Source organism: Lihuaxuella thermophila, from assembly GCF_900110165.1.
In the GTDB taxonomy this organism is placed as follows: Bacteria; Bacillota; Bacilli; order Thermoactinomycetales; family Thermoactinomycetaceae; genus Lihuaxuella; species Lihuaxuella thermophila.
The window spans coordinates 1-24,896 of record NZ_FOCQ01000011.1; the positions used below are offsets into that span (position 1 = coordinate 1).

A 24,896-nucleotide genomic window follows, 5' to 3' on the forward strand; every position below is an offset into this window, starting at 1 on the left:
CGCTTCCCACGAAACAAATATCGGACTGGTATTTTGGCGGAACCGAAAGCGGCCGGTACTTCTCCGGGTTGACAGCGAGCGGCAAGTGGATGGCCTGCTTTTTGATTCTTTTGTAAAAAGGAACGCTGCTGCTGTCCTGGGTAATCACCAGATCATATGGACGGACCAGTTTTTCATGCGTTTGCAGACGGTAAGGATCATCCACGACCCAAACGCCGATCGGAATGCCGAACGATCTCAGCTTGTTAACCACCCATCCGGGCAGACAAGAGCCGCGGAAAGAAAGGATAAAATCAGGACGAAACGCTCGAATCCGAGAAAAGAGAAGAGAAGGCGATTCACGGCGCAGCAAAAACTTCTCCATTTTGAAGTTTGGCCATACCGTTTCCAGCTGCCGGAAAGCATGCAAAATATTTTGGTCTTCGTCGGACAGATGGTTTTGAAACGAAAATCCGCATCCCGAAGAAATATAGAAAAGGCGCATCTCTCTCCGACCTTCCTCTCATTTCTGATAGGCTACACTATTTTATTTATTGCATCGTTCACCCGTTCGCTGATTTTGCAAAAATCCTCACCTGTCTATCCACACTTGTCCATCATTCACCCACACAGAACAAAGCAGCACCTCATATGCTGAAGATGTACTAAACGATATCGGATGAAGACTCGGATCGAAAATTAGGAGGAATGAAAGTTGAAAATCATCCTCATAGCGGTCGACACCTTGCGGGCAGACCGATTGGGTTGTTATGGTTACAAAAAAGCTTCCATCAGCCCTCACATTAACGCTTTAGCTGAACGGGGCATTCTATTCGAGGAAATGATAGCAGAAAATAATGTCACTCAAAGCGCTTTCGTGACGATGATGACCGGAAAAAATCCGCATCAGCACGGGATTGTCAATATGAAACCCACCCGCATTTCACCGAAATTAATCCCGCTCGCACAAATCTTGCAAAAGAACGGCTATCAAACGGCGGCTGTGGATTGCAATTATAAAATTACGGGCCAGCCAAACCCCTGGTTTAAGAAAGGATACCAAACGTATATGGATCCTTCGGAGCAGTTAAACACACATTTCACCCTTCCCGCACAGGAAATTAATCAAAAGGCCATTCCATGGATCAAAAAGCACCGCAACGTTTCGAATTTTTTCCTCTTCTTGCATTATTGGGAACCCCATTATCCATACATGCCAGACAACTCTTTTGCAAAATGGGCGGAACAACACTCAACAAGCAGAACAAGCAAAGAAGTCCCTTTGAAAGCAGTGATGAGGGAGCCGCTGTGGAGTTTCATCCAAAAATATAATCCGCGTGAATACCCGGCCGGCAAAATCCGCCAACTATATGATGGTTCGGTAAAGCAAGCAGATCATTATATAGGTGAGCTGATTTCCACTCTTTCAGACCTCGGAATCCTGAATGAAACATTAATCGTTCTTGTGGCAGACCATGGAGAAAGCCTGGGGGAACATCGAATATACTTTGACCACCACGGATTGTATGAGCCGACCATTCACGTCCCGCTCATTATTTCCTGTCCGGATAAACTTCCAAAAAACAAAAGGATCACCGCTCTCTGTCAACATGCGGATCTTCTGCCGACAATCCTGGACATCGCTGGTGTGAAGACTCCAAAAGCGATCGGGCCGATCGACGGACGCTCTCTTCTTCCCGTCATCGAAGGAAAGCAACAGGAAATTCGTCCCTTTGTCATTTCATGTGAAGCCAACTGGCAATTAAAGCGTTGTATTCGCACCCATCAGTGGAAATTGATTCAGTCTCTGGAAAAAGACGTGTATGGCAATCCCAGATGGGAACTGTACAACCTGAAACAAGATCCCGCAGAAAACAAAAATGTGCTGAAACAATATCCCAACGTGGCGAGAAAATTGAAAAACCAAATGAACCTATGGGTGAAGTCGATGCTGACTAAATATAAAAAGAAAGATCCGCTTACATGCGGAATTAAAGTGCGCCTTCACCGTGCCACAGTCGCAGAAGAAGAAAAAGTCAAACAACGGCTCAGTGAACTGGGTTATTAAAAATGACTCCCACTCTCGGAGTCATTTTTTATCTTTTCATTGTTCGCGGTCATCCGTATCTCCCATCCCAACCTTCAAATTCCTCCTGTAGAAAGCCATCAAACCCACGATTCGTGACCGTGGGTTTGTTCTTTTAAATCGGTATAATCTTTCCCCTCATTCCCTTCAGCGGAGGGATGCCAAACTGGTGTAAGAGGGTCGGGGCCATATCCATCAAGTGAATCCGCTCCAGCTTTTTTCCCCCTCTTCCCTCCCGGTTGAGCGCTGAAATGAATATTCCTTCATAATCATGGTTTGCCCCATCGGGACCTGTATCATTTTCATAAACGTATAATTTGCCCATTCCGATACTTCCTACAGAGCGCCAATATAAATCGCCAAAATAGATAATCAGGTCAGGAGGGATGTTTTTGATGGCGGCATATCGCTTTGTAGGTTTAAACACTTTTGTATTTAAGTGCCTTCCCTGTTCATCGGTCAGCGCTTTAAGTTTTTTTATCAACAGGTTGCGCACTTGTTCATACTTTTTCTTAGGAATGACCCCCTCCGGCTCCCTGCCTTTTACATTCAAACAGAGACGTCCATAATATCCGCCGTAACCCCAGGCCTTCGTCCGTTTCCAATCCACCAAATCGGGATGGAAAGAAGTTGCGTCTCGTACCGGCTCTTTCAGCTTGAGAAAACCTTCACGCATCAACCATTCGTTGATACAAAATCCTCCATCCATGCGTTTGGCTCCGTGGTCGGATACGATGAAGATCCGGGTTTCGGGGGAAACGCAAGAGAGCAGCTCTCCGATTTGTCCATCCACATACCGGTAATATTCAAAAATCGCATCTTTATATGAAGATGGTTCGTGCAAGACATGCTTCTCGTCCATAAAATGCCAAAAAGCGTGATGGATGCGGTCGATTCCCATCTCTACCATCATAAAAAAATCCCACGGTTTATGCTTGATCAGATAGCGCGCCACAGCAAAGCGAATCCGGGTCATCTCATAGATATCTTTTAACAGTTCCCCTGTTGGCTTCGTGCGAAAATGGGTTACATCAAATCGATACTCTCCCACTTCCTGCTCGATTTCTTCTGCTAAGGATGAAGGGTAAGTATACGGAACCGATCGGTCAGGGGTCAAGAAGCAAGACACCAGATGACCGCGGATCGGCTTGGGAGGATAAGTTGGAGGCACTCCGATGACAATCGATTGGTATCCATGCTTACCCAAAACGTCCCAAACTGCAGGCTCTTGCAGAAAAAAACTGTCTACCACTCCTACATCGGCATAATCATAGCTGTTGCGGTTTCGGAAACCGTAAAATCCGAGTTGCCCGGGGTCTTTTCCTGTCATCATCGAGGCCCAGGCCGGAACGGTAATCGGCGGGTCTGAACTTCTCATGCGGGCATAGACACCCGACTGCAAAACCCGCTTTATATTTGGCAATTGATCCAGCCAACGGTCAAATACCAAGGATGGTTCTGCACAATCCAAACCGATGACCATGACTTTGCCGCGGGAACTCATAAATGTTCACCCGCTGCCAAGCCAGGTATGGATCTTTGCCGTGAGAGGTATTGGATGACGCGTTCCGCACTCTCTTCCGGCGTTTCAGCCAATGTTTCGATGACTAAGTCAGGATTGACCGGTTCTTCATAAGGATCACTGATGCCGGTAAAGTGATCAATTTTTCCCGCCAACGCTTTTTTGTAGAGCCCTTTCACATCCCGTTCCATACATACATTGAGGGGACATTTGACATAGATCTCAGCATAATTTTCAATCTGTCTGCGGCAATAGTCCCTCATTTCCTGATATGGGGTGATAAATGAAGCCAGCACGATGACCCCATGATCAGTTAACAGTTTCGCGATAAATGCCGCCCTCTGTATATGCATAAAACGGTCTTCTTTAGAAAACCCCAGATCTCTGTTCATCACTTCACGCAAAACATCGCCATCGAGCAGCTGGACACGCAATCGGTGTTCACGATTCAGGCGTTCTTCAACCAGACGGGCGACTGTTGTTTTCCCTGCTCCGGACAAACCCGTAAACCACAGGGTAATCCCTTTTTGTTCCATACTTTCACCTCCGGTCTCGGTTACTATATGACCAAGGCGAAGTATTTGAAACGCCCTTTGCCTAGAAAGTGAAAGTTTGGGTTTTCACTCCTTCCAACGTAAAAACGGCTTTCGATGCAGATGCCGGCCAATTGTCTCGTGCCAGGACCAGATGTAGTTGATACATCCCGATTCCGGGAATGAGAGGTTATTTCGAACTATTTTCGTCACTAAGAAGATGCAAAATGACACCTGTCTTCCAGGTGTCATGAAAAAACAAGTATAAGAATATACTGGGGCTTGCTTAGGAAGAGATGGGTGGCTTAATGAATATCCCTCTTCTTAAACCTTCCGCCTCTCACTTCATGTATATTTCCAATTGCCAGGAATGCCTCAGGGTCCACTTCTTCAACGATCGATTTCAACTTGGCCTCTTCTAAACGCGTCACCACACAAAAGATTACTTTTTTGTCATCCCCTGTATATGCGCCTTCTCCGCTCAAATAGGTGACTCCACGGCCCAATCGATTTAAGATGCATTGGCCCAGCTTTTCCGGCTTATCACTGATGATCCAAACGGATTTTGTTTCATCAAATCCTTCAATGGTCGTATCAATCATTTTGAAAGCGATAAAATAGGCGATTAAAGAGTACATCGCACGATCCCAGCCAAATACAAATCCGGCGCTTCCAAGAATGAAAATGTTAAAGAACATGACCGTTTGCCCAACAGAGAAAGGGAGTTTTTTGTTAAACATAATGGCCAGTATTTCTGTTCCATCCAGTGATCCACCGTATCTGATGACAATACCTATACCAATTCCCAGGATTATTCCGCCAAATACAGCAGCCAATAAAGGATCATCTGTCAACGGAGGAACCGGATGCAGCAACGAGGTTCCGACCGACATGACGATGACGCCAAACAAAGTCGAGATCGCAAAGGTTTTCCCGATTTGTTTGTAACCCAGAAAGAAAAAAGGGATATTCAGCACGAATAAAAAAGCCCCCAAACTCAATCCGGTAAGGTGAGATAAAATAATGGAAATCCCGACAATTCCTCCGTCAATCACTTGGTTGGGAACCAAAAAAATCTCCAAGCCAACGGCTACGAGCACCGCGCCGAGTAAAATCAATGTTCCTCGCTTCAGTACTTTTGTTATTGTCAACTTTTGATGATCCATTTTTTCGAGCTCAGGTGCAACGATTCCCACTAATCAGTGCCCCCCCTTTTAAACTTGTAGCACGATACCTCTCCAATGAGGCATCTACCGGCCCCGACCCGCCAAGAACAGACAATCAGCGATCACTCCGAAAAATGGAGAAAATCCTCCCACTCCTGTTGGGAGGCATTGATTCAACCATTCACTCTTCTATTTCCACCGAACAAGCCCATCCATTTCCGGCGATAGCTGTGAGAAGCTGATAAATGGCCCGTGGAACGGTCACATGGAGCGCACCGCTTTTGTAATCGGGCAGAATAAGCCGGATTGTCATCTTCCCAGATGCACATACCTGAATAGATCAGACGGGCCTCAACGGAAAAGGAACATTCGTTGCGGGCCAGTACCGTTTTATTATACTACAAAAGCAGCGCAAAAAAAATTGTCATCTTACTCGCAAGTCAGAATGAACATGATGAACCGGTCCGCCATATCGCATATCCATCGCACATGCACTGCATCTCTTGCGAATGGCCGGCGGTATAAGCTAACATCTGTTTGGAAAAAGGAAGGATTTGAGGCACAGGGAGTGGTCAAATCTGATTTTTTATGCCTCCCGATTGGATGAGTTGAACCATTTTTTGAATCCGGTGTTCATAGAGGTGTTCGCGAATCGTGCGCTGATAAGCTCGGGCTGCGATCTTTCGGCGCAACTGTTCCCTTGGGAGATAGAAGCGGATTTTCTCCTTAAGCTCTTCCAAAGAGCGAAATGAGACCATTTCCTCGTCAGATACATAATATTTTTGTAAATCCTGCCGGAAATCGATGATTTGAAACGCACTGCAGGCGGCAATCTCAAAGAGACGATTATTGGGGGTTGCAGCACGAACCCTGAGTCGGTTTTGTTTGAGGTATGGATCATCAAAAGACCGATGGATATTTAATACAATCCGTGCACCATTGTAATATCTGCATACTTCACTCGGCTTCACCCAGCCTTTCCGAAGACGGAAGAATGATTTGCTGGAGAGGCGGTCCCATCCGGGCCCCACCAGCCGCGTCTGGAAACGTTTCAGGACAGGACTTATTTTTTCCATGACTGCCAGACGATTTTGAAAGGCCGAACCGACCAGGACAATCTGAGAACGATAGGAAGGCGGTACAGTTTTAAGAGATTGGTAGGTGAGATGAGGAGCAGCCAAAGGAAGATGAATCACGCGGGCTGAACATTTCTTTTGATAAACGGGCACGGCTTCGCTTTCATTGGTAAACACCCAGTCAAATGCGTGACAAGTTTGAACGGATCGGTCAATTGCATAGGGGTCATCCGTGTACCAAACCGCTTTTGGAAGGGGAAGAGTTTTGATGAGTTGAAGGTTGGCCTCTGTCAAACGCTCTCCCAACATGGCCAACAGAAAGTCGGGACGTGTTTCTCTTTTCAGATGGTTCCATTTCTGTTCCAGTGTTTCACCGGGCCGGATCACAATGACCTGAAACCCCATTCTCCTCATGGCCTGTACGACGGAAATATCGATAAAAGTAAAAGGTTTGCGGATTGCTGACGGAACATACACCACGTTCATCTATTTCTCCCTCTCCCCAGCGTGTATCCCACACCTCTGATGCAGACCCACATACAATAATACGATCCAGTAATGAAAGATGAGGGGGGATTGAGGTTGTTTCCCATAAACCTGGGCCAATTGGCGCGTGTGGTAGGCGGACAACTCGTACGCGGAAACCCCAACACGCCGGTAAAACATGCGATTTATCAAAACATCCGTTATTTGGGTCCGGGCAGGATCTTTTTTATCACTGCGAAATATACGAAAAAATTTTCTCCCGTAGAGCTTCGTACAAAAAGCAGCGCCGGAATCGTTGCCACCCCCGCATGGAAAAATCTGATCCCGTCCCACCATCCGCTCATCATTGTACCGAATGCGGATGAAGCACTCTGGAAATTAGCCGTTCGGCAACGGAGTCATACGAAAGCCCTGGTGATCGGCATTACCGGCAGCCAGGGAAAAACGACAACGAAGGAAATGTTGGCATCCATCTTAAAGAGAAAGTATATTACCTATAAATCCCCCGCCAACAATAACATTGCCTTATACACTCCCGGCCATCTGTTTCATCTGAACGGCAGTCATCAGGCGGTCGTTCTGGAAATGGGAATGGCCAGTTTGGGCAACATTCGAAAACAATGTCTGCTTGCACGGCCCACCATCGGAGTGGTAACCAATGTGGGAGAAGCCCATGTTGGCAAACTGGGCAACTCTCTTAAGAATGTGGTGAAAGCCAAGCAAGAGCTGATCGACGGGATGAATCGGCAAGGAATCCTGGTTTTGAACGCCGATGATAAAGGAAGCCGTCATCTTTCCGTGGCAAATTTCCACGGCAAAGTAGTCACCATCGGAATCAGGAAACCAGCAACACTACAGGCCAAAAATATCCGTTTCACTACGAACGGAATGCATTTTACGGTCAACGGGGACCCCTATCATATCAAGACATGGGGCAGGCACAATGTTTACAATGCCCTTGCCGCCATTGCGGTTGCCAGAGTTTTAAAGCTTCCGGTTCCCCTCATTCAAAAAGGACTGGCCAATTATGACGCTCCCAGCATGCGCCTGCAAAAAGTCCGGGGGATCAACGGCTTCCTGCTGATCAATGACGCCTATAATGCCAATCCTTCTTCCATGATCGCCGGCCTCAAAGTATTAAAAAGAGTTTCCAAACAGCGCACCAGTGCCGCTGTGTTGGGAGATATCCACGAATTGGGCAACTACAGCGTCCCGGGTCACTCCCGTGTCGGCAAATTTGTCGGCAACAAAATCAAGCCTTCCTATCTGATTACCATTGGGCCGCAAGCAGCCGTCATCGCCCGGACTGCCGCAGCTCACGGAATGCCGGGAAACCGAATCCGCTCCTTTTCCACGCAAGCGGCAGCCCTTCGATTTATCCGTTCCACGATCCCGTCCGGTTCTGTCCTCTACTTTAAAGCCTCGCGAAAAATGAGGCTGGAATGGCTGGTAAATCACCTCAAAGCTCGTTAACCATCCGGCAGGCGGTTCCATTTGTGGATAAAGTAACGGCGATTTTGCCTTAAAATCTTTTGAAACTCCCTATACCCGTTTTTCCGGAAACTCTGGCTGCCAAAATGATGGACGAACGTGTCCCCGGCAACCATACAGCGATACCCCGCCAGCCGGACACGATGGCAATAATCGTCATCTTCATAGGTGCCCAGCCCAAATCGTTCATCCAGAAGGCCGACCGCTTCAAATACCTGTCTGGAATAAACGAGACAAAACCCTGATAAACGCGGGGCTTCTCTCCACTTTTGCGGGTTGGTCCGGTTGAACTTGCTTGAAAAACGATGAATCTGCTCAGGTGTACTCAACTGGATGGATATTTTTTGCTCGGGAATCACCCGGTTGGAAACAGGTCCCACCAAGCCGGCAGACGGTTCTGTGTTGAGTACATGGATCAGCTGGCTGAGCCACCGATGCGAGGGTAAGGTGTCATTGTTCAACCAAACCAGATAATTTCCTTTCGCCCGTTTCAACCCCTGATTGATCGCCGCTGCAAATCCTCTGTTCCAACGGTTGCGGATGATGTGCAGATTGGCATATTTGGCAAAATGACCGGGCATCGCTTGTTCCGAACCATTATCCACCAAAATAATTTCGTGGGGGATGGTCGTATGTTGCCTGACGGACCGGATACACTGCCAGGTTAATGACCATTCATTTCTGGCCGGGATGATAATACTGGTAAACAGTTGATCATTCATCGCTGTTCATCCCCGTGATGCAGTTGATGAGATGTCGCCCATTGTTTCTCCATTGATTCATCAGACTCGGCTTTTTCACCAACTGACTCAGATACATGCGCAGTTCCCGCTGCCAATATTTTCGGTTTAACACCACACCGGAAAAGAGATGATTCACCCATTCGTCATGATCTCCCCCTTCGGCGGTTATCACCGGAATCCCCAAGCTTAAAGCTTGCAGATGAAGGGGGACAAGTGACTGTTGTGGAGAGCCGATGCTAAGTAGCAAATCAGCCGCCAACCATAACTTCTGTTGCTTCACTTTTTCCGAATCCGCGATGATCAGGCCCTTTGGCGAAACAGCTGAATGCTTTGTCACCCACAGCACTTGCAGGGCCGGAAATTCCTTGACTGCCTTTTGCAGGGTTTGCAGCACAGATGATCGGTATTTCGGGCTGAGAAAACGTTCATCCACCCACAGCAAGTATTTGTGTACCAACTGATATCGTTTGCGCACTTCGCGACGAATTTCTCCGGGACGATTCATCCCGGCCGGTACGGGATGAATCGTCTCCGCCGAAATCCCTCTTCTGCGAAGGACGGACCGGAAAGCCAGCGACGGCACTTGGATCGTAAAAGGGGCGATCCAGGATGACATTTCTTGTGCCGGCAAGGTATCAAAAGATAGTGTGATGGACGGATGATTTGGAAGTTGTTTGATTACGGATAACGGCGGATTGAACAAATGGGCTTTTCCATACGCGCTCAACTCCAAATCTCTGTCTGCCACGTCTTTCGATGAGACTCTTTTTATCGTCACGTCGGGTTCTAAAAGCACCGGCGGAAAAGTGGCAGTCAGCTCATCGGGCAACCGCGAAGGATACAGGATACAAAGCGTTTTTGTCGATGATGTCATATTCGCCGGTCCCTAACGAAATTTCGTTTTCCAGTCAAATCCGATACTGGGGTCATCATAGGGAAGGCGAAATTCGTCCGGTTGGTCGGCCCGGTACGCTTGAGTCGTAAAATAGACAATCATCGCCGGTTTATTCCCGAGCACCCGATAACCATGGGCAACGCCTTTCGGAATCAACAAAACGGAGGGATTTTCTTCCCCCATGTAATAAACATCCGTTTGGCGGTAAGTCGGGGAACTTTTGCGCAAATCATGTAAGACCACCTGCGCATTGCCGACGGGAAAATACCAGACATCATCCTGCAACTCGTGATAATGAAACGCCTTGATAACTCCCGGATAGGTCATGGAAGCGGATGCTTGCCCAAACCTCTCCAGAATACCTTCATCTTCACGAATAATCTCCATAAATGTTCCCCGGTCATCACAATATTTGCTCAATTTTTTAAAAACAACTCCCTCAATCATCCTCCATCTCCCCTTAAATCTCTGAAAAAATCCCTCAATCCTACTTTCCAATGCGGCATCACCGGATAACCTTCCGCGATGGATCTGGCAGGGAGCAAAATGGAACATGCGGGACGCCGTGCCCTTCGCTGCAACTGCGATGAAGAAATGGCCTGAACGGGATAATTGAGCCCGGCAAAATCCAAAATCGTTTTGGCAAATTGATACCAGGAACAACTTCCACCGTTGGCGGTATGAAAAACTCCTTTCGCGTCTGTTTTTATCAGGATCCCGATCTGTTTGGCCAGATGGCGGGTGTAAGTGGGAGTACCGACCTGATCTGTCACCACGGACAATGCTTCCTTTTGTTTGGCCTTCTCCAGGATCGTATGGACAAAATTATGACCGTATTTTCCATACAACCAAGACGTGCGCAAAATCAGATGGTCAGGGCAGCACTTCTGGACCCATTTCTCCCCCAAACGTTTGGTTCGCCCGTACTGGTTGACGGGATGAGGCGGATCCAGCTCTGTATATCCGGCCCGATTTTTTCCGTCGAATACATAGTCAGTGCTGATATAGACCAGGCGGATCTTCCTTTCTCCGCATTCCCTGGCAATTTGTCGAGTGGCATCCACATTGACAAGGTACGCCGATCTCGGTTTCAGTTCACTCTCATCTACCCGGGTATATGCCGCACAATGAATCACCACATCAGGCTGAAACCCGTCGAGAATTTGTCTGGTACATCCGGAGTCGGTAACATCCCATTCCTGGCGGCTAAAGCCTGTAATGAAAATTCCTTTCTCCCCTCTGAAATATTCGAGGACATCCCGCCCCAGCTGCCCTCCTGCTCCTGACACAACAATGTTCAACCTTTCTACCCTCTTTCAGCCCGGCGTTGTTCGATGGAAGCCCACCATTCGGCATGGGTCAAATACCACTGCACCGTTTGTTCCAGCCCCTCATCAAACGAAATCGTCGGTGCCCAGCCCAATTCGGTTCGGATTTTTGAGCTGTCCAATGAATACCGAATGTCATGGCCCAAACGATCCGCAACATGTTGGATCAGCGAATGAGGCTTCCCCATGAGATCCAGAATTTTCTTGGCCACCTGGAGATTGGGAATCGGATTCTCCGCTCCGATATGATAAACCTCCCCCGCTCTTCCGTGGAGACGAACCACATCGACGGCCCGGCAATGATCAATCACATGAATCCAATCCCTCTCTTGTTGCCCGTTCCCGTATATCGGAAGCGGTTGGTTCTTCATCGCTTGACGGATGAGATGCGGAATCAGCTTTTCCGGGTACTGATTGGGACCGTAATTATTGGTACAACGGGTGATGACGACCGGAAAACCGTACGTATGATGGAAAGCCAAACAGAGTAAGTCCGAAGAAGCTTTGCTGGCAGAATAAGGGTTTCCCGGTGCCAACAGCGTCTGTTCATCCGCTTTCCCATACGGAATGCTCCCATATACTTCATCTGTGGAAACGTGAACAAATCGGTCCACATTCTTTTTCATTGACGCTTCCAGCAGATGATGCGTTCCGATAATGTTGGAACGTATAAACGGCCAGGCCCCTTCAATGCTCCGGTCTACATGCGATTCCGCGGCAAAATGGACCACCTGGTCGATCCGGTGCCCTGCAAATACTTTTTCCACTTGTTCCCGGACGGCAAGATCAACCCTGAGAAACTCGTACCGGGGATCCTTTTCCACATCCCGCAAATTGAAAAGATTTCCGGAGTATGTGAGCGCATCTGCATTGATCACCCGGATCTCCTGATAGGTGCGGAGCAGGTAACGAATAAAATGGCTTCCGATAAACCCGGCTCCTCCTGTGACGAGAATGGTCTGTGTCATTCCGATTCTCCTTTAATCCTTATTCCATAAAATGATCTGTGATGCGTATTGATTGGCGAGGAAAAACGATTCCGGTGTTCCGGCGTCCGTCCACCATCCATTTAAGACGTCAAACGTGAGTTGCCGGTTCTGAATATATATATTATTTACATCCGTAATTTCGTACTCCCCTCTCTGCGAGGGTTTCAATGTACGGATAAATGAAAAAACCTGGGGATCGTACATGTAGATTCCCGTTACACATAACGAGCTTTTTGGCTTCTTTGGTTTCTCTTCGATCGAGACGATGCGATTGCCGACTACTTCAGCCACACCAAACCGTTCGGGATTTTTTACTTCTTTCAGCAATATCTTCGCACCCTGCCCTTGTTTTGCAAAAGTATCCACATACGGCCTGAGCGAATCCTCAAAAATGTTGTCTCCTAACAGAACCACCATCCGTTCATTTCCGGCAAAATCTTCAGCCAGTTGCAACGCTTGAGCGATCCCGCCCGGTTTATCCTGCACCTTATAAGTGAAACGGGCAGAAAACTCTTTTCCGCTTCCCAAAAGCCTCACCACATCCCCCATATGTTCGACTCCGGTCACGATGAGAATCTCATCGATTCCGCATTCAACCAATTTAAAAATCGGGTGGTAGATCATCGGATACCTGCCTACGGGAAGCAGATGTTTGTTGGTGATTTTAGTTAATGGCCATAGGCGTGAACCCGTTCCTCCGGCTAATATAATGCCCTTCATCTTTCATCCCCCCAATCGTCCAATCGGAGTACTCATCCCCAATTACTCCTATCAAGATATTCCAGGGCACAACAGATGTCACAATCCAAAGATAAAATTACTGGACCGGTCGTTCCGGACCGAAGATTGTACGTCCATATTCGGCTGCGCCCCACACGGAGGAGAGAAACGGATTGGCATCAGATTTTATCCACATCCGTAAATGATACATAAAACTCATTGACAATCCCATACACATTCCTGTATAAATATGAAAAAGTACATCTGCCCGGTAATGACGGAGTGAAGAGGCCTGTGGAAACGATCAGAGAGCGGGATTTGACAGCTGGGAGATCCCGCCGTGGAAGCAGGCTGAACCCGCCTCCCGAACTTCCCGTGAAAAGCGGGACGGTCGCTGGCCGTTATTCAGATGGAGCGGACATGATCACAGTGTCATGTCAATGAAGGTGGTACCGCGAAAGAAAGCCTTTCGTCCTTCTCAGGGCGAAAGGCTTCTGTATTTTTTTGGGAAAATCGACCATGTAGAAAACAGAAGAGGTTGTGCTTATGAGAAGAATGAGAATCGTTGTGAAAATTGGTTCCAGCAGTCTGACCAACAAACAAGGCCAGTTGTCCAGTGACAAAATGGCCTGTCTCGTCGAGCAGATCGCTTCAGTACAATCCACAGGCGAATACCAGATGATTCTTGTCTCATCCGGCGCGGTTGCAGCAGGTCTCAGCAAGTTGGGATGGCCGCGTTCCCATATCACCATGCCCGAAAAACAGGCGGCGGCGGCTGTCGGGCAAGGTCTTCTGATTGAGCGGTACCAGAAGTTGTTCGCAGAAAAAGGGATGGGAACCGCCCAACTTCTGCTCACCCGCTCGGATATCGAAGACCGGAAAAGGTTTATTCATATCCGCAATACGGCTGAGACACTTTTAAGACACGGAATCATCCCGATCGTCAATGAGAATGACACGGTAGCCGTTGATGAAATCCGTTTTGGCGACAACGATACACTCGGCAGCCTGGTTGCACTCATGACGGAAGCGAATCTTTTGGTGTTGCTGACCGATATCGACGGATTGTACACGGCCAACCCCAAAGAAAATGTTAGTGCCAGGCGCATTCCCCAGGTATGGAAAATTACTCCGGAAATGGAAGCTGCCGCTTCAGACAGCGGCAGCCCGGTAGGAACGGGAGGGATGCGAACAAAACTGGCCGCTGCCCGGATGGCAGTTGATTCCGGCATCGATGTCGTCATTGCCTCCAGCTCCGAGCCAAACGTCCTGCAAAAGATTCTGGAAGGAAAATCTGTCGGCACCCGTTTTCATTCCAAGCAGCGGCTGTCGGGCAAAAAGTCATGGATCGCCTATGGAACGCGAACGGAAGGAACATTGATGATCGACCCGGGAGCCGTGTTCGCACTCGTCAAGCAAACTGCCAGTTTGTTGTTGGGAGGGATCACGAAAGTGGAGGGAGATTTTCATGAAGGCTCCGTCGTCGAGATTGCCGCACCTGATGGCAGACGCATCGGGAAAGGAATGGTCAGTTTTTCAGCCGTCGACTTGCGGATTCTGCTGGAGAGGCGGCAGAGAGGAGAAAAATTCCATAACATTCATGAAGTGATTCATCGTGATGCCATGGTTATTCTAGTGCGGGAGGAGAATCTGGTATGAGCCACACGGCATTGAAAGAGAGCGTTTTGGAGAAGGTTCAGGCAGCCAAACAGGCCGCAAGGTATTTGGGAACCTTGCGGGAGGCGGAGAAAAATGCGGCCCTTCTCGCTATGGCGGACTCACTCCGGACTGATCGTGACTTCATATTCCAAGCCAATGAAGAAGATGTCAAAGAAGCCAGAAAAAGCGGGATTCCGGAGCCCCGCATAGACCGGCTTGTCATTACTGAAAAACGTCTCAATGAGATGATCGAAGGATTGCACCAAGTTGCCGGGCTGGAAGATCCTGTCAGGGAAGTCATCGAGACCATTCAGCGGTCGGATGGGTTAATGATTGAAAAAGTACGGGTTCCCTTTGGAGTCATCGCCATGATTTATGAATCACGGCCCAATGTGACAGTGGATGCGGCCGGATTGGCCCTCAAAACCGGCAATGCAGTGGTCCTGCGAGGCGGAAAAGAAGCACTTCGCTCCAATATGGCTCTCGTCGACGCTTTACGCAAAGGCCTTGCCAACCGACACATCCCCGTCGGCGCGCTCCAGTTGATCGATCGGACGGAACGGGAATCCGTCGATATCCTGATCCGCGCCAAGGGGCTTGTCGATCTGGCCATTCCACGCGGAGGAGCCGGGCTGATCGGGCGGGTATTGGAAAACGCACTCGTACCGGTGATTGAAACCGGAGTCGGTAATTGCCATCTCTACGTGGATCGCGCCGCTGATCCGGACATGGCCACAGCCATCGTGCTCAACGCCAAGACACAGCGACCTTCTGTCTGCAACGCCATCGAAACTCTCCTGGTTCATGAAAAAATCGCCAATGAGTGGCTGCCCGCGGCGATCGATGCTCTCCGGGAGCACGGAGTGCAGATACGCGGTTGCAGAAAGACTCAGGCAATCATAGGAGAAGGGAATTTGACGCCAGCCACTGATGAAGACTATGCTGCGGAATTTCTCGACCTCGTCTTGGCCGTCAAGATTGTCTCAAGCATAGATGAGGCAATCACACATATCGAAAAGTTCGGAACCCGGCATTCCGAAGCCATCATCACGGAGGATCGCGAAGCGGCGGAGAAGTTTTTGACACAGGTGGACGCGGCAGCGGTTTATCATAACGCCTCCACACGCTTTACGGACGGCTTCCAGTTTGGTTTCGGCGCGGAGATCGGGATCTCGACACAAAAGCTTCATGCCCGCGGCCCGATGGGGTTACGGGAACTGACAAGTTACAAATATCGGATTCGGGGATCCGGGCAAATTCGAACTTAGCAAAAACACCCAGCTGGTGCACAAACCGCACAGGCTGGGTGTTTTTTCATCATTTTTGCTTGGAAAGCCATTCCGCAAGCTTCACCTGGTCCTCTTTCGGCACATAGTCCTGAGAGGGCATGCTTCCTTTTCCTTTTTGGATAATCTCTAAGATCTGTTCTTTTGAATATTTAGTGCCCACCTTTTGCAAACCGGGTCCAAAACTTCCTTGCAGATTGCCCCCGTGGCAGTTGGCACAGTGCTGGGAGTAAATCTCCTGCGGCTCTGAAATCTGTGCCGTTTGTTGCCCGGTATCATTTTTCTTGGCTGCACCGCAAGCCGTTAAGAAAACGACAGCGGTCAAAATCATGAAAAGTACAGAAAAAGAACGGATCCTTTTCATCGTGCAAACCCCATCTCAATCAATTCTTTTGCAAAGTCGGATTTTGTTCTTTTTGCCACTGCAACAGCTCTTCTTTGTCTTTGGCCCGTTCTTCGCGGATCCACCGCAAAAAAACAATGCCAATCGCCGTGATATACACAATCTCTTGCATGATCTTCATGATCACCCCGCCCAGCTGTTGATCATGCATCGGCGACATGATCGGCACAAGCTGGGACATCTCTCTGTATGAGTCGAACAACACGATGTCTGTAAATGTAATGATCGCGCAGGCCGGTGTCAACAACACTCCGTTCGCAAAGATGAGAGCCAGTTTGTGGAGTGATTTGACACGGTCCAATTCCGGGACCGGGCAGATGATCGGCCACCACATGCACAAGGCGGCAAACAGCAAGAGCACATGCGAAACATAGTGAAGCACATGACTCCCCATGATGGTATCAAAGATGACCGGTACATGATAGAAAGTGATCAACCCATTAAAGAAAAACAGAGTGATCAACGGCCGGGTGAAAAATCTGCCTATGGCCCGAATCCAGCGGATCTTCAAGACCGGACGAAGCATATATGCCGGTAAACCCAGTAAAAGAAGCGGCGGCATGACAAAGTACAAAAGTGACATCTGCAGCATGTGCATACTGAACAACTCATGCGCCAATAAATTTAACGGGCTCCCCATGGAAAAGTAGTAGATGATCCATCCGAGCAAAAAGAAGGCCCTGGTTGAACCCGGAACGTGTTGTGAACCGGGAATCCAGTGTTTCAAGGGACCCGTCAACAAAAGATATACGACGGCTCCCGACAGAAAAAGCAAATTGAGTTCAAAATCCCAGTTCTGGGCATACAAAAACAGCTGGAGAAATTCTTGCGTAGACATGGAATACCTCCTGTGCCACTCCCTCTACTATATGTATGATAACACAGCTTTCCAGGTCGTTTTGGTGAACAAAATGAAGTTGGTGTGAACCTTTTCACCAGTATTCGTCCGATCCTTTTCAGCCGTGTTTCCTCCTACCCTTTCGTTTGTATCTCACCGAAGTTGACCTTGTTTCAGTTTGCCCACATGGGATTCCATTCCATTCACACAGGACCCGTCCACGCCATTTCCAAACACCAAGAAGTCAGCAAAGCGTAAGAACCATCCATTGTGAACAAATCCATCTTTTTTCATAAAATGGGGAGATGCCCATCCCGTTGGAGTGCCAACGCGAATAAGATATGGGTGACATACCCATGTCTCAACCTTCACCATGCAATTGTTGAACCAGCCAATGGGAGGTAACAGCATGAAAACAATCTCTCTGGGAACGTTAGCGAAAATAGCGAAAGGCAGACTGCTGTCTGGAAATCCGTCTGCAACTGTGAATGCTGTAAACTTTGGAAAACCAAAGAAGTTACAACGACACCATGTTTATTTTTATACACGTAAAATCAATTGGTCTAAACAATTGGCAGCCATCAAAAGGGTTCGCCCCCTCGCCGTCGTCCTGCCTGCCGGAATCTCCTCTCCATCCATTCCGTCTGGTATTGGTGTGATCCGGGTTCAAGATGCCTTTACGGCTTTCTGGAACGTAGCCAAGTGGAATTGGAGTCAAATATCTGTCAAAGTTGTGGGGATCACCGGGAGTGCCGGAAAATCGACCACGACGGAAATGTTGGCTTCCATACTTAAATACAGATGGCCGATGGTAAAAACGGAGGGGAATCTGAACACTTTCTCATTCTTGCCTTCATATCTGGTTCGCCTACAACCCAAACATAAGCTTCTTCTCTTGGAAATGGGAATGAAATCGCTCAACAATATCAAAAGACAATGCCAGGTCGTTCGCCCGGGCATCGGAGTGGTCACCAATGTCGGCGAGGCCCATGCAGGAAGTTTAGGGGGTCTGGACCTTGTTGTCCGGGCCAAACAAGAAATGGTAGACGGGGTACGACCCGGCGGCACATTATTTTTGAATGCCGACGATGAGGGATCACAAAAATTAAGTGTCAGAAACTTCCGCGGAACATTGAAAAAATTCGGCATTCATAATCCTGCTGATATCCGTGGGAGAAACGTCCGCTTCACTGGAAGAGGGATGGCTTTTGATGTAGAAATAAATGGTACTGTGAGTTCGTTTTTCATCCCCACATTCGGCACCCACAATGTGTATAATGCCTTAGCCGCCATTGGTGTTGCGCTCGAACTCGGATCAACGATCCGGGAAATACAAAAGGGTCTGTCAACGTTTAGGACTCCCAAGATGAGATTACAAACGATTCGCAGCCATTCGGGACGCTTGCTGATCAATGACGCCTGGAATGCCAATCCGTCGGCGATGGCAGCGGGCTTAGAGGTGTTAAAACTTCTTTCCGGATCCAGACCTTCGATCGCCGTACTTGGTGATATGTTGGAACTGGGAAATCTGACCAAATCTTCTCATGAAAAAATCGGTAAATTAGTGGCCAAACTCGGAATCAACCAGCTCATTACCATAGGCAAAAAAGGCCGGCTCATCGCTGAATCTGCGGTCAAACATGGCATGAACAAAAACAATGTGTTCAGCTACTCCACCCATGACCAAGTCGTCCGTCACATCCGTCGAACCCCCGTAAACTCCGTTGTCTATTTTAAAGCCTCCCGCAAATTAAAATTGGAAAAAGTTGTTCAGCAATTGAGGTAACCACCTTGCTTTGAAAGGGATCAGACTGGAACAAGGACCCGGCAATCACGTTTCAAACTGTTGCATCCATCAACACGGCACGTTCCATGCCGTAACATCGTTTGGTGAGCCAACTGATCTATTTCGGTTCCGGAACGTGCCTCAGTCGCTTTGTATGTTCGTTATTGACAAATTCGCTCTCCTCCGGTATTCATGTGCAACCCATTGCCGGCGCGAAATAAAAAAGACGCGTTCTCCCTGCGGCAGATAGCGTCTGTTTCAACATGCTGCCCTGTGCCGCCTTTCAAGCACAGAGTTTTTTCGATTATAGAAATGAGGTTTATTCCCGTTTTATAAATCCTTCATTGAGTCCAGCATATTTCTTTTTTCGGGAATAAACGTATACAGTTCATCCACTTTTACATCTAAAAGATGTGCCAATTCAAATGCTTTTTCCAGGCGTGGAAATGAACGCCCGTTAACCCACAGACTAAATTGCTGTTTTGTTATGTTCAGCTTCTCCGCCAGATGGGTTTGAGAACATTTGACTTTTTTCCCGTTTAACTCAATCTTGAAGCCCTCATTTTTCTTTTTGGCAATCACCAGTTCAATGTTCGGTTTTAACTTGCTCATCGGTTACTCCCCCTTTTACAATTATTATAACATTTAATATGAACGATTGAATTTAAAATTTTGAATTTATCCATTATTTTTCTTGGAAAATTTACTTAAGCCTCTGACGTCCCGCAAAACTTCGTAAAAATGTTTGCGCATGGATACATAGAGAAAATAAATGGATCGGGAAAAATAAAAGGCGCAGGAGCCCGTCCCGCACCTTTCCCCTCACGCCAATTTGATTTTACATTCCCCCAGCACCTGTTGGCCCCATAATAGCTGTAAATGGTCTCCATCGGCGATGCTGCCCACGCCTGCAGGCGTTCCTGTAAAGATCAGATCACCGGCGCCAAGCCCAAAATGGACGGCACAAAAACCGATCATCGTATCCAAGTCGAATAACATCTCACTGATGTTTCCCCGTTGCACGCATTCTCCGTTTTTCAACAGCGAAAAATCAGTCTTTTTACAGACATCCGTACCTGGAAACCTCTGAAATTCAGTTACGATTGCGGAATTTGGGAAGCCTTTTGCCAAGAGCCAGGGATGTCCTTTCTCCTTCAATCGGCTTTGAACATCGCGCAGAGTAAAATCAATGCCAAGAGCCATGCGGTCTACCAAATCCTCCGCTCTCATTCCCTCTTCATATGGTTTGTCAATATGGATGACAAATTCAGCTTCATAATGGATTTCCCCGCGTCCACGCGGCAAAACAATCTCTTGTCCACGAGCTACAACCAGAGCGTGGGTAGGTTTGGAGAAAACCAGGGGGGACTCCGGCACTTCGTTGCCTAGTTCTTCAGCATGCAAGCGATAGTTTCTGCCGACACAATAAATATTGCGAATCGATTCCATGTTCTTTCCTCTTTTCTGATACAAGTATAGGTAGGATAACAAATTACTCTTACATCAAAAATTGCATTTTTGAAAAGGTTTCTGCCTTGAAGAAAGCGAACCATCCAATAAAGAGACGGGTAGAAGGGAGACCAGCACATGAAAAAAAGAGTACAGGTCAAATGCTTTGAAGCGGGTTCCGGCAGCCAATTGGAAGATCAGATCAACGACTGGATTGTCACTGAGGAGATTCAGGTCCTCGACATCAAGTATACCGTTAATTCGCAAGAATCGCGCCGCCATTACGCCATGATCTTGTTTGAAATTCTTGACGAAGAGGAGTCCCGGTCGGCGCAAGGATCGCTCTTTGGACTCGAAAATCGTTGATAAGAGTCTCGGTCCGCAAGATCGATCCGGACAGATGGCACCACCTTTTCCGATAAATTGTTTGATCATGGACACCTCCCCCTCCTATACATAACGTAAGGGCTGGCATTTCCATTTTTATTTTACGATCCGGCTCATTTCCCCCTCACCCCTTTATTTGCGAATAACTGGACAGAACCCTATTACGAATCACTCTTCCCCTATGACACTGTTCTTGGAGGGGATTTCTTTCATTCATCCGTCTACTTTTTCATGAAAAAAAGCCGATTCATCCCGAAAAAATGAATCGGCTTTTTGGCTACTAATCCGTCAGCACACGGTCCTCCTTGCTGGCCGGCTGTGAAATGACGAGAAACTCCACTACACAATCGGATTGATTCATCATTTGATGGGGAACGTTGGGAGGGACCTCCACTCCTTCGTGGTCGCGCAAAATGATTATTTCTCCGTCGATTTCCATCGTTGCCGTTCCTGAAAGGACAAAGAAGAATTGTCTCGCTTTTCGATGATAATGGCGAACTTCTGAAGTCTGAGGAGGCATTCGTTCATGAATTATGCTCAGCTCTTTCTGTTTGACCAGCTGCCACCCGTCGCAGAAATCTCCCCAAAGATAATGTTCGGCATTCTCTTTGCTTATCTTCATGTTCTTTCCCCTTTAACTCCAAAGTTTAGAAGATCAAAAGAGCCGCTCCAAAGATGACAAAGCCAAACAACAATGCCATGACACAATATCCCATGATATCCCGGATGGTCAAACCTGCCAGAGCGAGAATGGGCAAAGCCCAGAAAGGCTGAATCATATTAAATACACCTTCGCCGAAAGCCACGGACATAGAGATTTTACCCAGATATTCGGGTGAAGTTTGTCCAAGTTCAAGAGCTGCCTGAATCGATACCGGCCCCTGAACGGCCCAGTGACCGCCTCCCGATGGCACGAATAATGTAATCAAACAGGAAGCCAGGTAATTTAAAAAAGGCAGTGTATGTACATTGGCAGCCTCCACCATTTCCCTGGCCAATACCGTTTGCAAAGGGTCAATCCCGTCAGCCGGAGCATAGGCCATCAGGGCCATGATTCCCCCATAAAGAGGATATTGCAACAGCAGGGAACCGGAAGCTTTGGCCGATTCATAAAATGCCTTGACATAACGAATGGGAGTCCAATGAAACAAAAGCCCCAACAGAGTGAACAGCAGGATCATCGTATTAATGGAAACTTTTGCTTCAAGCGTCACAAAAAATTGATAAAAGCCCGCCACCACAAGAAGCAGATTTAAAATCCACGCGTTTTCCAACACGCTTGCAAAAGTTTTGGGCCTGTCCGTTTGGGTGATTGTTTCACTGGATGCCGCCGCCTCCGCTTGCAGCAAAATACTTCGGTCGATGGTTTTGATGTGGGTCGGAGCCATCCATTTTAACATCAGCGGGAAGAAAAGCAATGTTGCTGCAACCGGGACAATATTATAGAAAGTGAGAATATCGTCTTCAATCCCAACCGTTTGTTTGGTCATTTTGTAAATGATGTTCAAAGAACTCGCCGGATCCGCGTTTGCCAGCACAATGGAACTGGAAAATCCGGAAGTCCACGTAATAAAGCCCATATACGCAGCTGCCACGACATAGCCGAAATCCATCTGCTCCAGACGCTTGGCGATCTCCTTGGCCAGGATGGTGCCAATCACCAAACCCAATCCCCAGTTGATGAGCGATCCGATCGCCCCGATCAGAAAACACATCACCGCAGCCTGCACCTGATTCTTGGGCCAAGCCGCGAGCCGGACCAATCCCTTTTTTATGAGCGGTGCTTGGGCGAGCGTCGTACCGCAGACCAGTATTAAAGTCATCTGCAGGGCAAAGGTAAAGATATTTTGCGAACCCCATACCCCTTGGTACCAGGTGTCAATCATTCCACTGAGGTTGGCTTGCGGAACCAATAAAAAATTCAGCACAACCACTAACAGCGTGAGTATGACCGCGAATAAATAGGGATCCGGCATGTACCTTTGCATATATCTGACAAAGAAATGAGTCAGTCTGGCAAGCATCTTCACCCTCCTGCGGATTTTAAATAAATATTGAAATTTGTATAAATAATAATACGATATTCGAATGTGATTTTCCTTTATCTTTATCTATTCACTCATCCTTGGATAAAAAAAGAACCATATATTCCTCATCCAAATACTGATCCCCTACTTTCAGCGCCCTTTTCTCCAGGCCATAAGGCCGGAATCCCATTGACAGATAAAGATTTCGGGCCGGAGTATTTTTCGTGACGACAGTGAGGTGGATCTGTTCAAGGCCATCCATCTTTTTTGCCTTTTCGAGCACTTCATGAAGCAATAAACGCCCGACTCCCCGCCCTCTCGCTTCCGGAGCCACATACATTCCCCAAATCATGGATTTATGCTTCATTTTGCTTAAACTCTCTCTGCTGAACCCCGTCAGGCCAACCAGTTGTCCGTCCGCTTCGAAAGCCCCTAAGATGAACTGATTATCCGATGCATTCAGTCGTTCAGCCACTTGCTCCAGCGACCGGTTTGCCGATTCCTCATACGATGCGCCGAATGCCTCCGGATTTTCCTTCAGTGCCCGAAGCCGAACCGGCCAATAAAGCGGGGCATCCTCTTTAGTTAAGACTCTGATCTTCATCTCCGATCCCTCACAATGTAGGCTACCGTCACATCGATAAACGAGGTTCCTGCCATGTGTATGGAAGTCTTCCCATGTGCTGTGTTCAGGATGTTCCGGTCAGCCAAATCTATAGAATCTTACGTATATTATTATATCAACAAAAAATGAGACTGTTGACACTCGCTTTGCCAACAGTCTCATCGTTTTTTCAACATTTTTTTACGTTGTTACACGAAACGCGGAAACATCAAAGCCCTTATTTATAGCGACATTTTAAGAATGGCCCGGATATCTTCCAGATTCAACGGTTTAAATCGACCTACTGTTCCCGTGTCAGCAGCTTTTTGCGCCATAAGATCCAAGTTGGAATCATCGATTCCGTAATCGGCCAGGCGGCTGGGTGCCCCGATGCTGCTCCAAAACTGCCGCAACCGGTCGATTCCCTCTTCAGCGACTTGCCTGTCCGTTTTCCCTGCCGGATCAACACCAAAAACACGGACCGCCAGTTGCTTCATCTTCGGAGTCGTTACATCCAATGCATATCGGATCCAATTGGGGAAAATAATCGCCAGCCCACCTCCGTGCGGGATGTCATACACTGCTGAAACAGCATGTTCAATTCGGTGCGTTCCCCAATCCCCGATCATCCCCTGGGACAGCATGCCGTTTAAAGCCATGGTTCCACACAGCATCATCGTTTCCCGATACTCATAGTTTTCGAGATCCTCCAGGAGTTTCGGAGCCGTTTCCATCACTGTAATCAACAGGGATTCCGACATTCTCTCCAACAGGGGGACATTGGGCGAATGGCTGAAATAATTCTCCAGTACATGAGACATCATATCGACAATTCCGTAAACCGTTTGGTCGCGGGGAACGGTGAAGGTATGGACAGGGTCCAAAATGGAAAACTTGGGATAGACAAGCGGAGACCCCCAGCCCAATTTTTCTTTCGTTTCCCAGTTGGTAATGACAGAGCCGGCGTTCATTTCGGAACCGGTCGCTGCCAGAGTCAATACCGTTCCGAGCGGCAACGCATCCGTTGCTTCTGCCTTTTTCGAAATAATATCCCATACATCCCCCTCGGATCTGGCGCCAACGGCAATCGCTTTCGTCGCATCAATGACGCTTCCTCCGCCCACTGCCAACAGGAAATCGATCTTTTTCTGTTTGCAAATTTCCACTCCCCGGTGCACAGTCGACAGACGCGGATTGGGTTCCACCCCTGCCAGTTCAAACACCTCTGCATCGATCTCTTTTAAGCACTCCATGGTTCGATCATAGATTCCGTTTCGTTTGATGCTGCCCCCGCCATAGACGAGAAGCACTCTCTTGCCGTATGTAGGGATCTCCGTTTTGAGAGCCTCCAATTTCCCCCTGCCAAAGATGAGTTTCGTCGGATTATGGTATACATATGCGTCCATGTCAGACCACCTCTTATTTATCGTTCGAGTCTCAAAA

At 48.0% G+C, this 24,896-nt stretch carries 25 protein-coding genes, 1 pseudogene and 1 other annotated feature; of the genes and pseudogenes, 6 read left to right on the forward strand and 20 right to left on the reverse strand.

Going from position 1 to position 24,896, the window contains the following annotated elements:
• Positions 1–484, reverse strand: a pseudogene (locus BMW55_RS12615) (hypothetical protein); the annotation flags it as partial.
• A 210-nt stretch (positions 485–694) separates the two neighbouring features.
• Between BMW55_RS12615 and BMW55_RS12620 the strand changes: the two are divergent.
• Positions 695–2,047, forward strand: a complete 1,353-nt coding sequence (locus tag BMW55_RS12620; RefSeq protein WP_089969803.1) for a sulfatase family protein — start codon at positions 695–697, stop codon at positions 2,045–2,047.
• 133 nt (positions 2,048–2,180) lie between these two features.
• Here BMW55_RS12620 and BMW55_RS12625 read toward each other — a convergent pair whose 3' ends face one another.
• The 5 genes from BMW55_RS12625 to BMW55_RS12640 all read right to left on the reverse strand — a co-directional run bounded on the left by BMW55_RS12625 (position 2,181) and on the right by BMW55_RS12640 (position 6,848).
• Positions 2,181–3,569, reverse strand: coding sequence for an alkaline phosphatase family protein (locus BMW55_RS12625; protein WP_089969805.1), 1,389 nt, complete (start codon positions 3,567–3,569; stop codon positions 2,181–2,183).
• The gene (gene cysC, locus BMW55_RS12630; protein WP_342027761.1) at positions 3,566–4,168 is read right to left on the reverse strand and encodes an adenylyl-sulfate kinase; all 603 of its coding nucleotides are present in this window, start codon (positions 4,166–4,168) and stop codon (positions 3,566–3,568) included. The genes BMW55_RS12625 and cysC overlap by 4 nt, the downstream gene beginning before the upstream one ends.
• Before the next feature lie 257 nt (positions 4,169–4,425).
• Positions 4,426–5,286 (reverse strand): YitT family protein, encoded by an 861-nt coding sequence (locus BMW55_RS12635; protein ID WP_089970084.1) that lies wholly within the window; start codon positions 5,284–5,286, stop codon positions 4,426–4,428.
• 181 nt (positions 5,287–5,467) lie between these two features.
• Positions 5,468–5,599, reverse strand: coding sequence for a hypothetical protein (locus BMW55_RS19840; RefSeq protein ID WP_280139775.1), 132 nt, complete (start codon positions 5,597–5,599; stop codon positions 5,468–5,470).
• A gap of 259 nt (positions 5,600–5,858) precedes the next feature.
• Entirely contained in the window at positions 5,859–6,848 is a 990-nt protein-coding gene (locus BMW55_RS12640; protein ID WP_089969811.1) for a CgeB family protein, read from the reverse strand.
• Between the two features lie 96 nt (positions 6,849–6,944).
• On the opposite strand from BMW55_RS12640, the gene BMW55_RS12645 reads away from it, so the two are divergent.
• Positions 6,945–8,321, forward strand: a complete 1,377-nt coding sequence (locus tag BMW55_RS12645; RefSeq protein ID WP_170839917.1) for a UDP-N-acetylmuramoyl-tripeptide--D-alanyl-D-alanine ligase — start codon at positions 6,945–6,947, stop codon at positions 8,319–8,321.
• Here the strand turns inward: BMW55_RS12645 and BMW55_RS12650 are convergent.
• From BMW55_RS12650 to BMW55_RS12675, 6 genes are read right to left on the reverse strand one after another with little or no spacing between them, the layout of a single operon-like run.
• Entirely contained in the window at positions 8,318–9,061 is a 744-nt protein-coding gene (locus BMW55_RS12650; protein WP_089969816.1) for a glycosyltransferase family 2 protein, read from the reverse strand. The two genes, BMW55_RS12645 and BMW55_RS12650, sit on opposite strands and share 4 nt — an antisense overlap.
• Positions 9,054–9,956 carry a glycosyltransferase family protein gene (locus BMW55_RS12655; protein ID WP_089969819.1) on the reverse strand — a complete coding sequence of 301 codons (903 nt, stop codon included), beginning with the start codon at positions 9,954–9,956 and terminating at the stop codon, positions 9,054–9,056. The genes BMW55_RS12650 and BMW55_RS12655 overlap by 8 nt, the downstream gene beginning before the upstream one ends.
• 12 nt (positions 9,957–9,968) lie before the next feature.
• Positions 9,969–10,424, reverse strand: a complete 456-nt coding sequence (locus tag BMW55_RS12660) for a dTDP-4-dehydrorhamnose 3,5-epimerase family protein (protein ID WP_089969821.1) — start codon at positions 10,422–10,424, stop codon at positions 9,969–9,971.
• Positions 10,421–11,278 (reverse strand): dTDP-4-dehydrorhamnose reductase, encoded by an 858-nt coding sequence (rfbD, locus tag BMW55_RS12665; RefSeq protein WP_089969824.1) that lies wholly within the window; start codon positions 11,276–11,278, stop codon positions 10,421–10,423. Before rfbD ends, BMW55_RS12660 begins: the two co-directional genes overlap by 4 nt.
• Before the next feature lie 5 nt (positions 11,279–11,283).
• Positions 11,284–12,273, reverse strand: coding sequence for a dTDP-glucose 4,6-dehydratase (rfbB, locus tag BMW55_RS12670; RefSeq protein ID WP_089969827.1), 990 nt, complete (start codon positions 12,271–12,273; stop codon positions 11,284–11,286).
• A 12-nt stretch (positions 12,274–12,285) separates the two neighbouring features.
• On the reverse strand, positions 12,286–13,014 hold the full coding sequence (locus BMW55_RS12675; RefSeq protein WP_089969829.1) for a sugar phosphate nucleotidyltransferase: 729 nt from the start codon (positions 13,012–13,014) through the stop codon (positions 12,286–12,288).
• 265 nt (positions 13,015–13,279) lie between these two features.
• Positions 13,280–13,494, forward strand: a binding site (T-box leader).
• Between the two features lie 66 nt (positions 13,495–13,560).
• On the opposite strand from BMW55_RS12675, the gene proB reads away from it, so the two are divergent.
• Together proB and BMW55_RS12685 are read left to right on the forward strand one after the other, a co-directional pair.
• Positions 13,561–14,673 carry a glutamate 5-kinase gene (proB, locus tag BMW55_RS12680; RefSeq protein WP_089969832.1) on the forward strand — a complete coding sequence of 371 codons (1,113 nt, stop codon included), beginning with the start codon at positions 13,561–13,563 and terminating at the stop codon, positions 14,671–14,673.
• On the forward strand, positions 14,670–15,941 hold the full coding sequence (locus BMW55_RS12685; RefSeq protein ID WP_089969834.1) for a glutamate-5-semialdehyde dehydrogenase: 1,272 nt from the start codon (positions 14,670–14,672) through the stop codon (positions 15,939–15,941). The genes proB and BMW55_RS12685 overlap by 4 nt, the downstream gene beginning before the upstream one ends.
• A 49-nt stretch (positions 15,942–15,990) precedes the next feature.
• On the opposite strand, the gene BMW55_RS12690 is transcribed toward BMW55_RS12685, so the two are convergent.
• The gene (locus BMW55_RS12690) at positions 15,991–16,323 is read right to left on the reverse strand and encodes a c-type cytochrome (protein ID WP_089969836.1); all 333 of its coding nucleotides are present in this window, start codon (positions 16,321–16,323) and stop codon (positions 15,991–15,993) included.
• 19 nt (positions 16,324–16,342) lie between these two features.
• On the reverse strand, positions 16,343–17,200 hold the full coding sequence (locus BMW55_RS12695) for a cytochrome c oxidase assembly protein (RefSeq protein WP_089969838.1): 858 nt from the start codon (positions 17,198–17,200) through the stop codon (positions 16,343–16,345).
• A gap of 409 nt (positions 17,201–17,609) precedes the next feature.
• On the opposite strand from BMW55_RS12695, the gene BMW55_RS12700 reads away from it, so the two are divergent.
• Positions 17,610–18,986 (forward strand): UDP-N-acetylmuramoyl-tripeptide--D-alanyl-D-alanine ligase, encoded by a 1,377-nt coding sequence (locus BMW55_RS12700; RefSeq protein ID WP_170839918.1) that lies wholly within the window; start codon positions 17,610–17,612, stop codon positions 18,984–18,986.
• 330 nt (positions 18,987–19,316) lie between these two features.
• Here the strand turns inward: BMW55_RS12700 and BMW55_RS12705 are convergent, their stop codons facing one another.
• Complete coding sequence (locus tag BMW55_RS12705; RefSeq protein WP_089969843.1) at positions 19,317–19,598, reverse strand: helix-turn-helix transcriptional regulator; 282 nt, start codon at positions 19,596–19,598, stop codon at positions 19,317–19,319.
• A 210-nt stretch (positions 19,599–19,808) separates the two neighbouring features.
• A complete protein-coding gene (locus tag BMW55_RS12710) occupies positions 19,809–20,435 on the reverse strand; it encodes a fumarylacetoacetate hydrolase family protein (protein ID WP_089969845.1) in 627 nt (208 codons plus the stop codon).
• Between the two features lie 138 nt (positions 20,436–20,573).
• On the opposite strand from BMW55_RS12710, the gene BMW55_RS12715 reads away from it, so the two are divergent.
• Positions 20,574–20,801: a hypothetical protein gene (locus BMW55_RS12715; protein ID WP_089969847.1), complete on the forward strand. Its 228-nt coding sequence runs from the start codon at positions 20,574–20,576 to the stop codon at positions 20,799–20,801.
• 301 nt (positions 20,802–21,102) lie between these two features.
• Here BMW55_RS12715 and BMW55_RS12720 read toward each other — a convergent pair whose 3' ends face one another.
• The 4 genes from BMW55_RS12720 to BMW55_RS12735 all read right to left on the reverse strand — a co-directional run bounded on the left by BMW55_RS12720 (position 21,103) and on the right by BMW55_RS12735 (position 24,859).
• Entirely contained in the window at positions 21,103–21,444 is a 342-nt protein-coding gene (locus BMW55_RS12720) for a cupin domain-containing protein (protein WP_089969850.1), read from the reverse strand.
• Between the two features lie 25 nt (positions 21,445–21,469).
• The gene (locus BMW55_RS12725; RefSeq protein ID WP_089969852.1) at positions 21,470–22,846 is read right to left on the reverse strand and encodes a TIGR00366 family protein; all 1,377 of its coding nucleotides are present in this window, start codon (positions 22,844–22,846) and stop codon (positions 21,470–21,472) included.
• Positions 22,847–22,937: 91 nt separating this feature from the next.
• A complete protein-coding gene (locus BMW55_RS12730; protein ID WP_089969853.1) occupies positions 22,938–23,453 on the reverse strand; it encodes a GNAT family N-acetyltransferase in 516 nt (171 codons plus the stop codon).
• A 242-nt stretch (positions 23,454–23,695) separates the two neighbouring features.
• Positions 23,696–24,859 (reverse strand): iron-containing alcohol dehydrogenase, encoded by a 1,164-nt coding sequence (locus BMW55_RS12735; RefSeq protein WP_089969856.1) that lies wholly within the window; start codon positions 24,857–24,859, stop codon positions 23,696–23,698.
• Positions 24,860–24,896: the final 37 nt, after the last annotated feature.

Excerpts from the sequence above, each read along its gene's own strand:
- BMW55_RS12725 (WP_089969852.1), bottom strand. The coding sequence starts at position 22,846 with ATGCTTGCCAGACTGACTCATTTCTTTGTCAGATATATGCAAAGGTAC.
- BMW55_RS12650 (WP_089969816.1), bottom strand. The coding sequence starts at position 9,061 with ATGAATGATCAACTGTTTACCAGTATTATCATCCCGGCCAGAAATGAA.
- BMW55_RS12625 (WP_089969805.1), bottom strand. The coding sequence starts at position 3,569 with ATGAGTTCCCGCGGCAAAGTCATGGTCATCGGTTTGGATTGTGCAGAA.
- BMW55_RS12710 (WP_089969845.1), bottom strand. The coding sequence starts at position 20,435 with ATGGAATCGATTCGCAATATTTATTGTGTCGGCAGAAACTATCGCTTG.
- BMW55_RS12640 (WP_089969811.1), bottom strand. The coding sequence starts at position 6,848 with ATGAACGTGGTGTATGTTCCGTCAGCAATCCGCAAACCTTTTACTTTT.
- BMW55_RS12720 (WP_089969850.1), bottom strand. The coding sequence starts at position 21,444 with ATGAAGATAAGCAAAGAGAATGCCGAACATTATCTTTGGGGAGATTTC.
- BMW55_RS12685 (WP_089969834.1), top strand. The coding sequence starts at position 14,670 with ATGAGCCACACGGCATTGAAAGAGAGCGTTTTGGAGAAGGTTCAGGCA.
- BMW55_RS12690 (WP_089969836.1), bottom strand. The coding sequence starts at position 16,323 with ATGAAAAGGATCCGTTCTTTTTCTGTACTTTTCATGATTTTGACCGCT.
- BMW55_RS12715 (WP_089969847.1), top strand. The coding sequence starts at position 20,574 with ATGAAAAAAAGAGTACAGGTCAAATGCTTTGAAGCGGGTTCCGGCAGC.
- rfbB (WP_089969827.1), bottom strand. The coding sequence starts at position 12,273 with ATGACACAGACCATTCTCGTCACAGGAGGAGCCGGGTTTATCGGAAGC.
- BMW55_RS12695 (WP_089969838.1), bottom strand. The coding sequence starts at position 17,200 with ATGTCTACGCAAGAATTTCTCCAGCTGTTTTTGTATGCCCAGAACTGG.
- BMW55_RS12660 (WP_089969821.1), bottom strand. The coding sequence starts at position 10,424 with ATGATTGAGGGAGTTGTTTTTAAAAAATTGAGCAAATATTGTGATGAC.
- BMW55_RS12705 (WP_089969843.1), bottom strand. The coding sequence starts at position 19,598 with ATGAGCAAGTTAAAACCGAACATTGAACTGGTGATTGCCAAAAAGAAA.
- BMW55_RS12700 (WP_170839918.1), top strand. The coding sequence starts at position 17,610 with ATGAAAACAATCTCTCTGGGAACGTTAGCGAAAATAGCGAAAGGCAGA.
- proB (WP_089969832.1), top strand. The coding sequence starts at position 13,561 with ATGAGAAGAATGAGAATCGTTGTGAAAATTGGTTCCAGCAGTCTGACC.
- BMW55_RS12655 (WP_089969819.1), bottom strand. The coding sequence starts at position 9,956 with ATGACATCATCGACAAAAACGCTTTGTATCCTGTATCCTTCGCGGTTG.
- BMW55_RS12675 (WP_089969829.1), bottom strand. The coding sequence starts at position 13,014 with ATGAAGGGCATTATATTAGCCGGAGGAACGGGTTCACGCCTATGGCCA.
- BMW55_RS12730 (WP_089969853.1), bottom strand. The coding sequence starts at position 23,453 with ATGAAGATCAGAGTCTTAACTAAAGAGGATGCCCCGCTTTATTGGCCG.
- BMW55_RS12635 (WP_089970084.1), bottom strand. The coding sequence starts at position 5,286 with ATGGATCATCAAAAGTTGACAATAACAAAAGTACTGAAGCGAGGAACA.
- BMW55_RS19840 (WP_280139775.1), bottom strand. The coding sequence starts at position 5,599 with ATGACAATCCGGCTTATTCTGCCCGATTACAAAAGCGGTGCGCTCCAT.
- BMW55_RS12735 (WP_089969856.1), bottom strand. The coding sequence starts at position 24,859 with ATGGACGCATATGTATACCATAATCCGACGAAACTCATCTTTGGCAGG.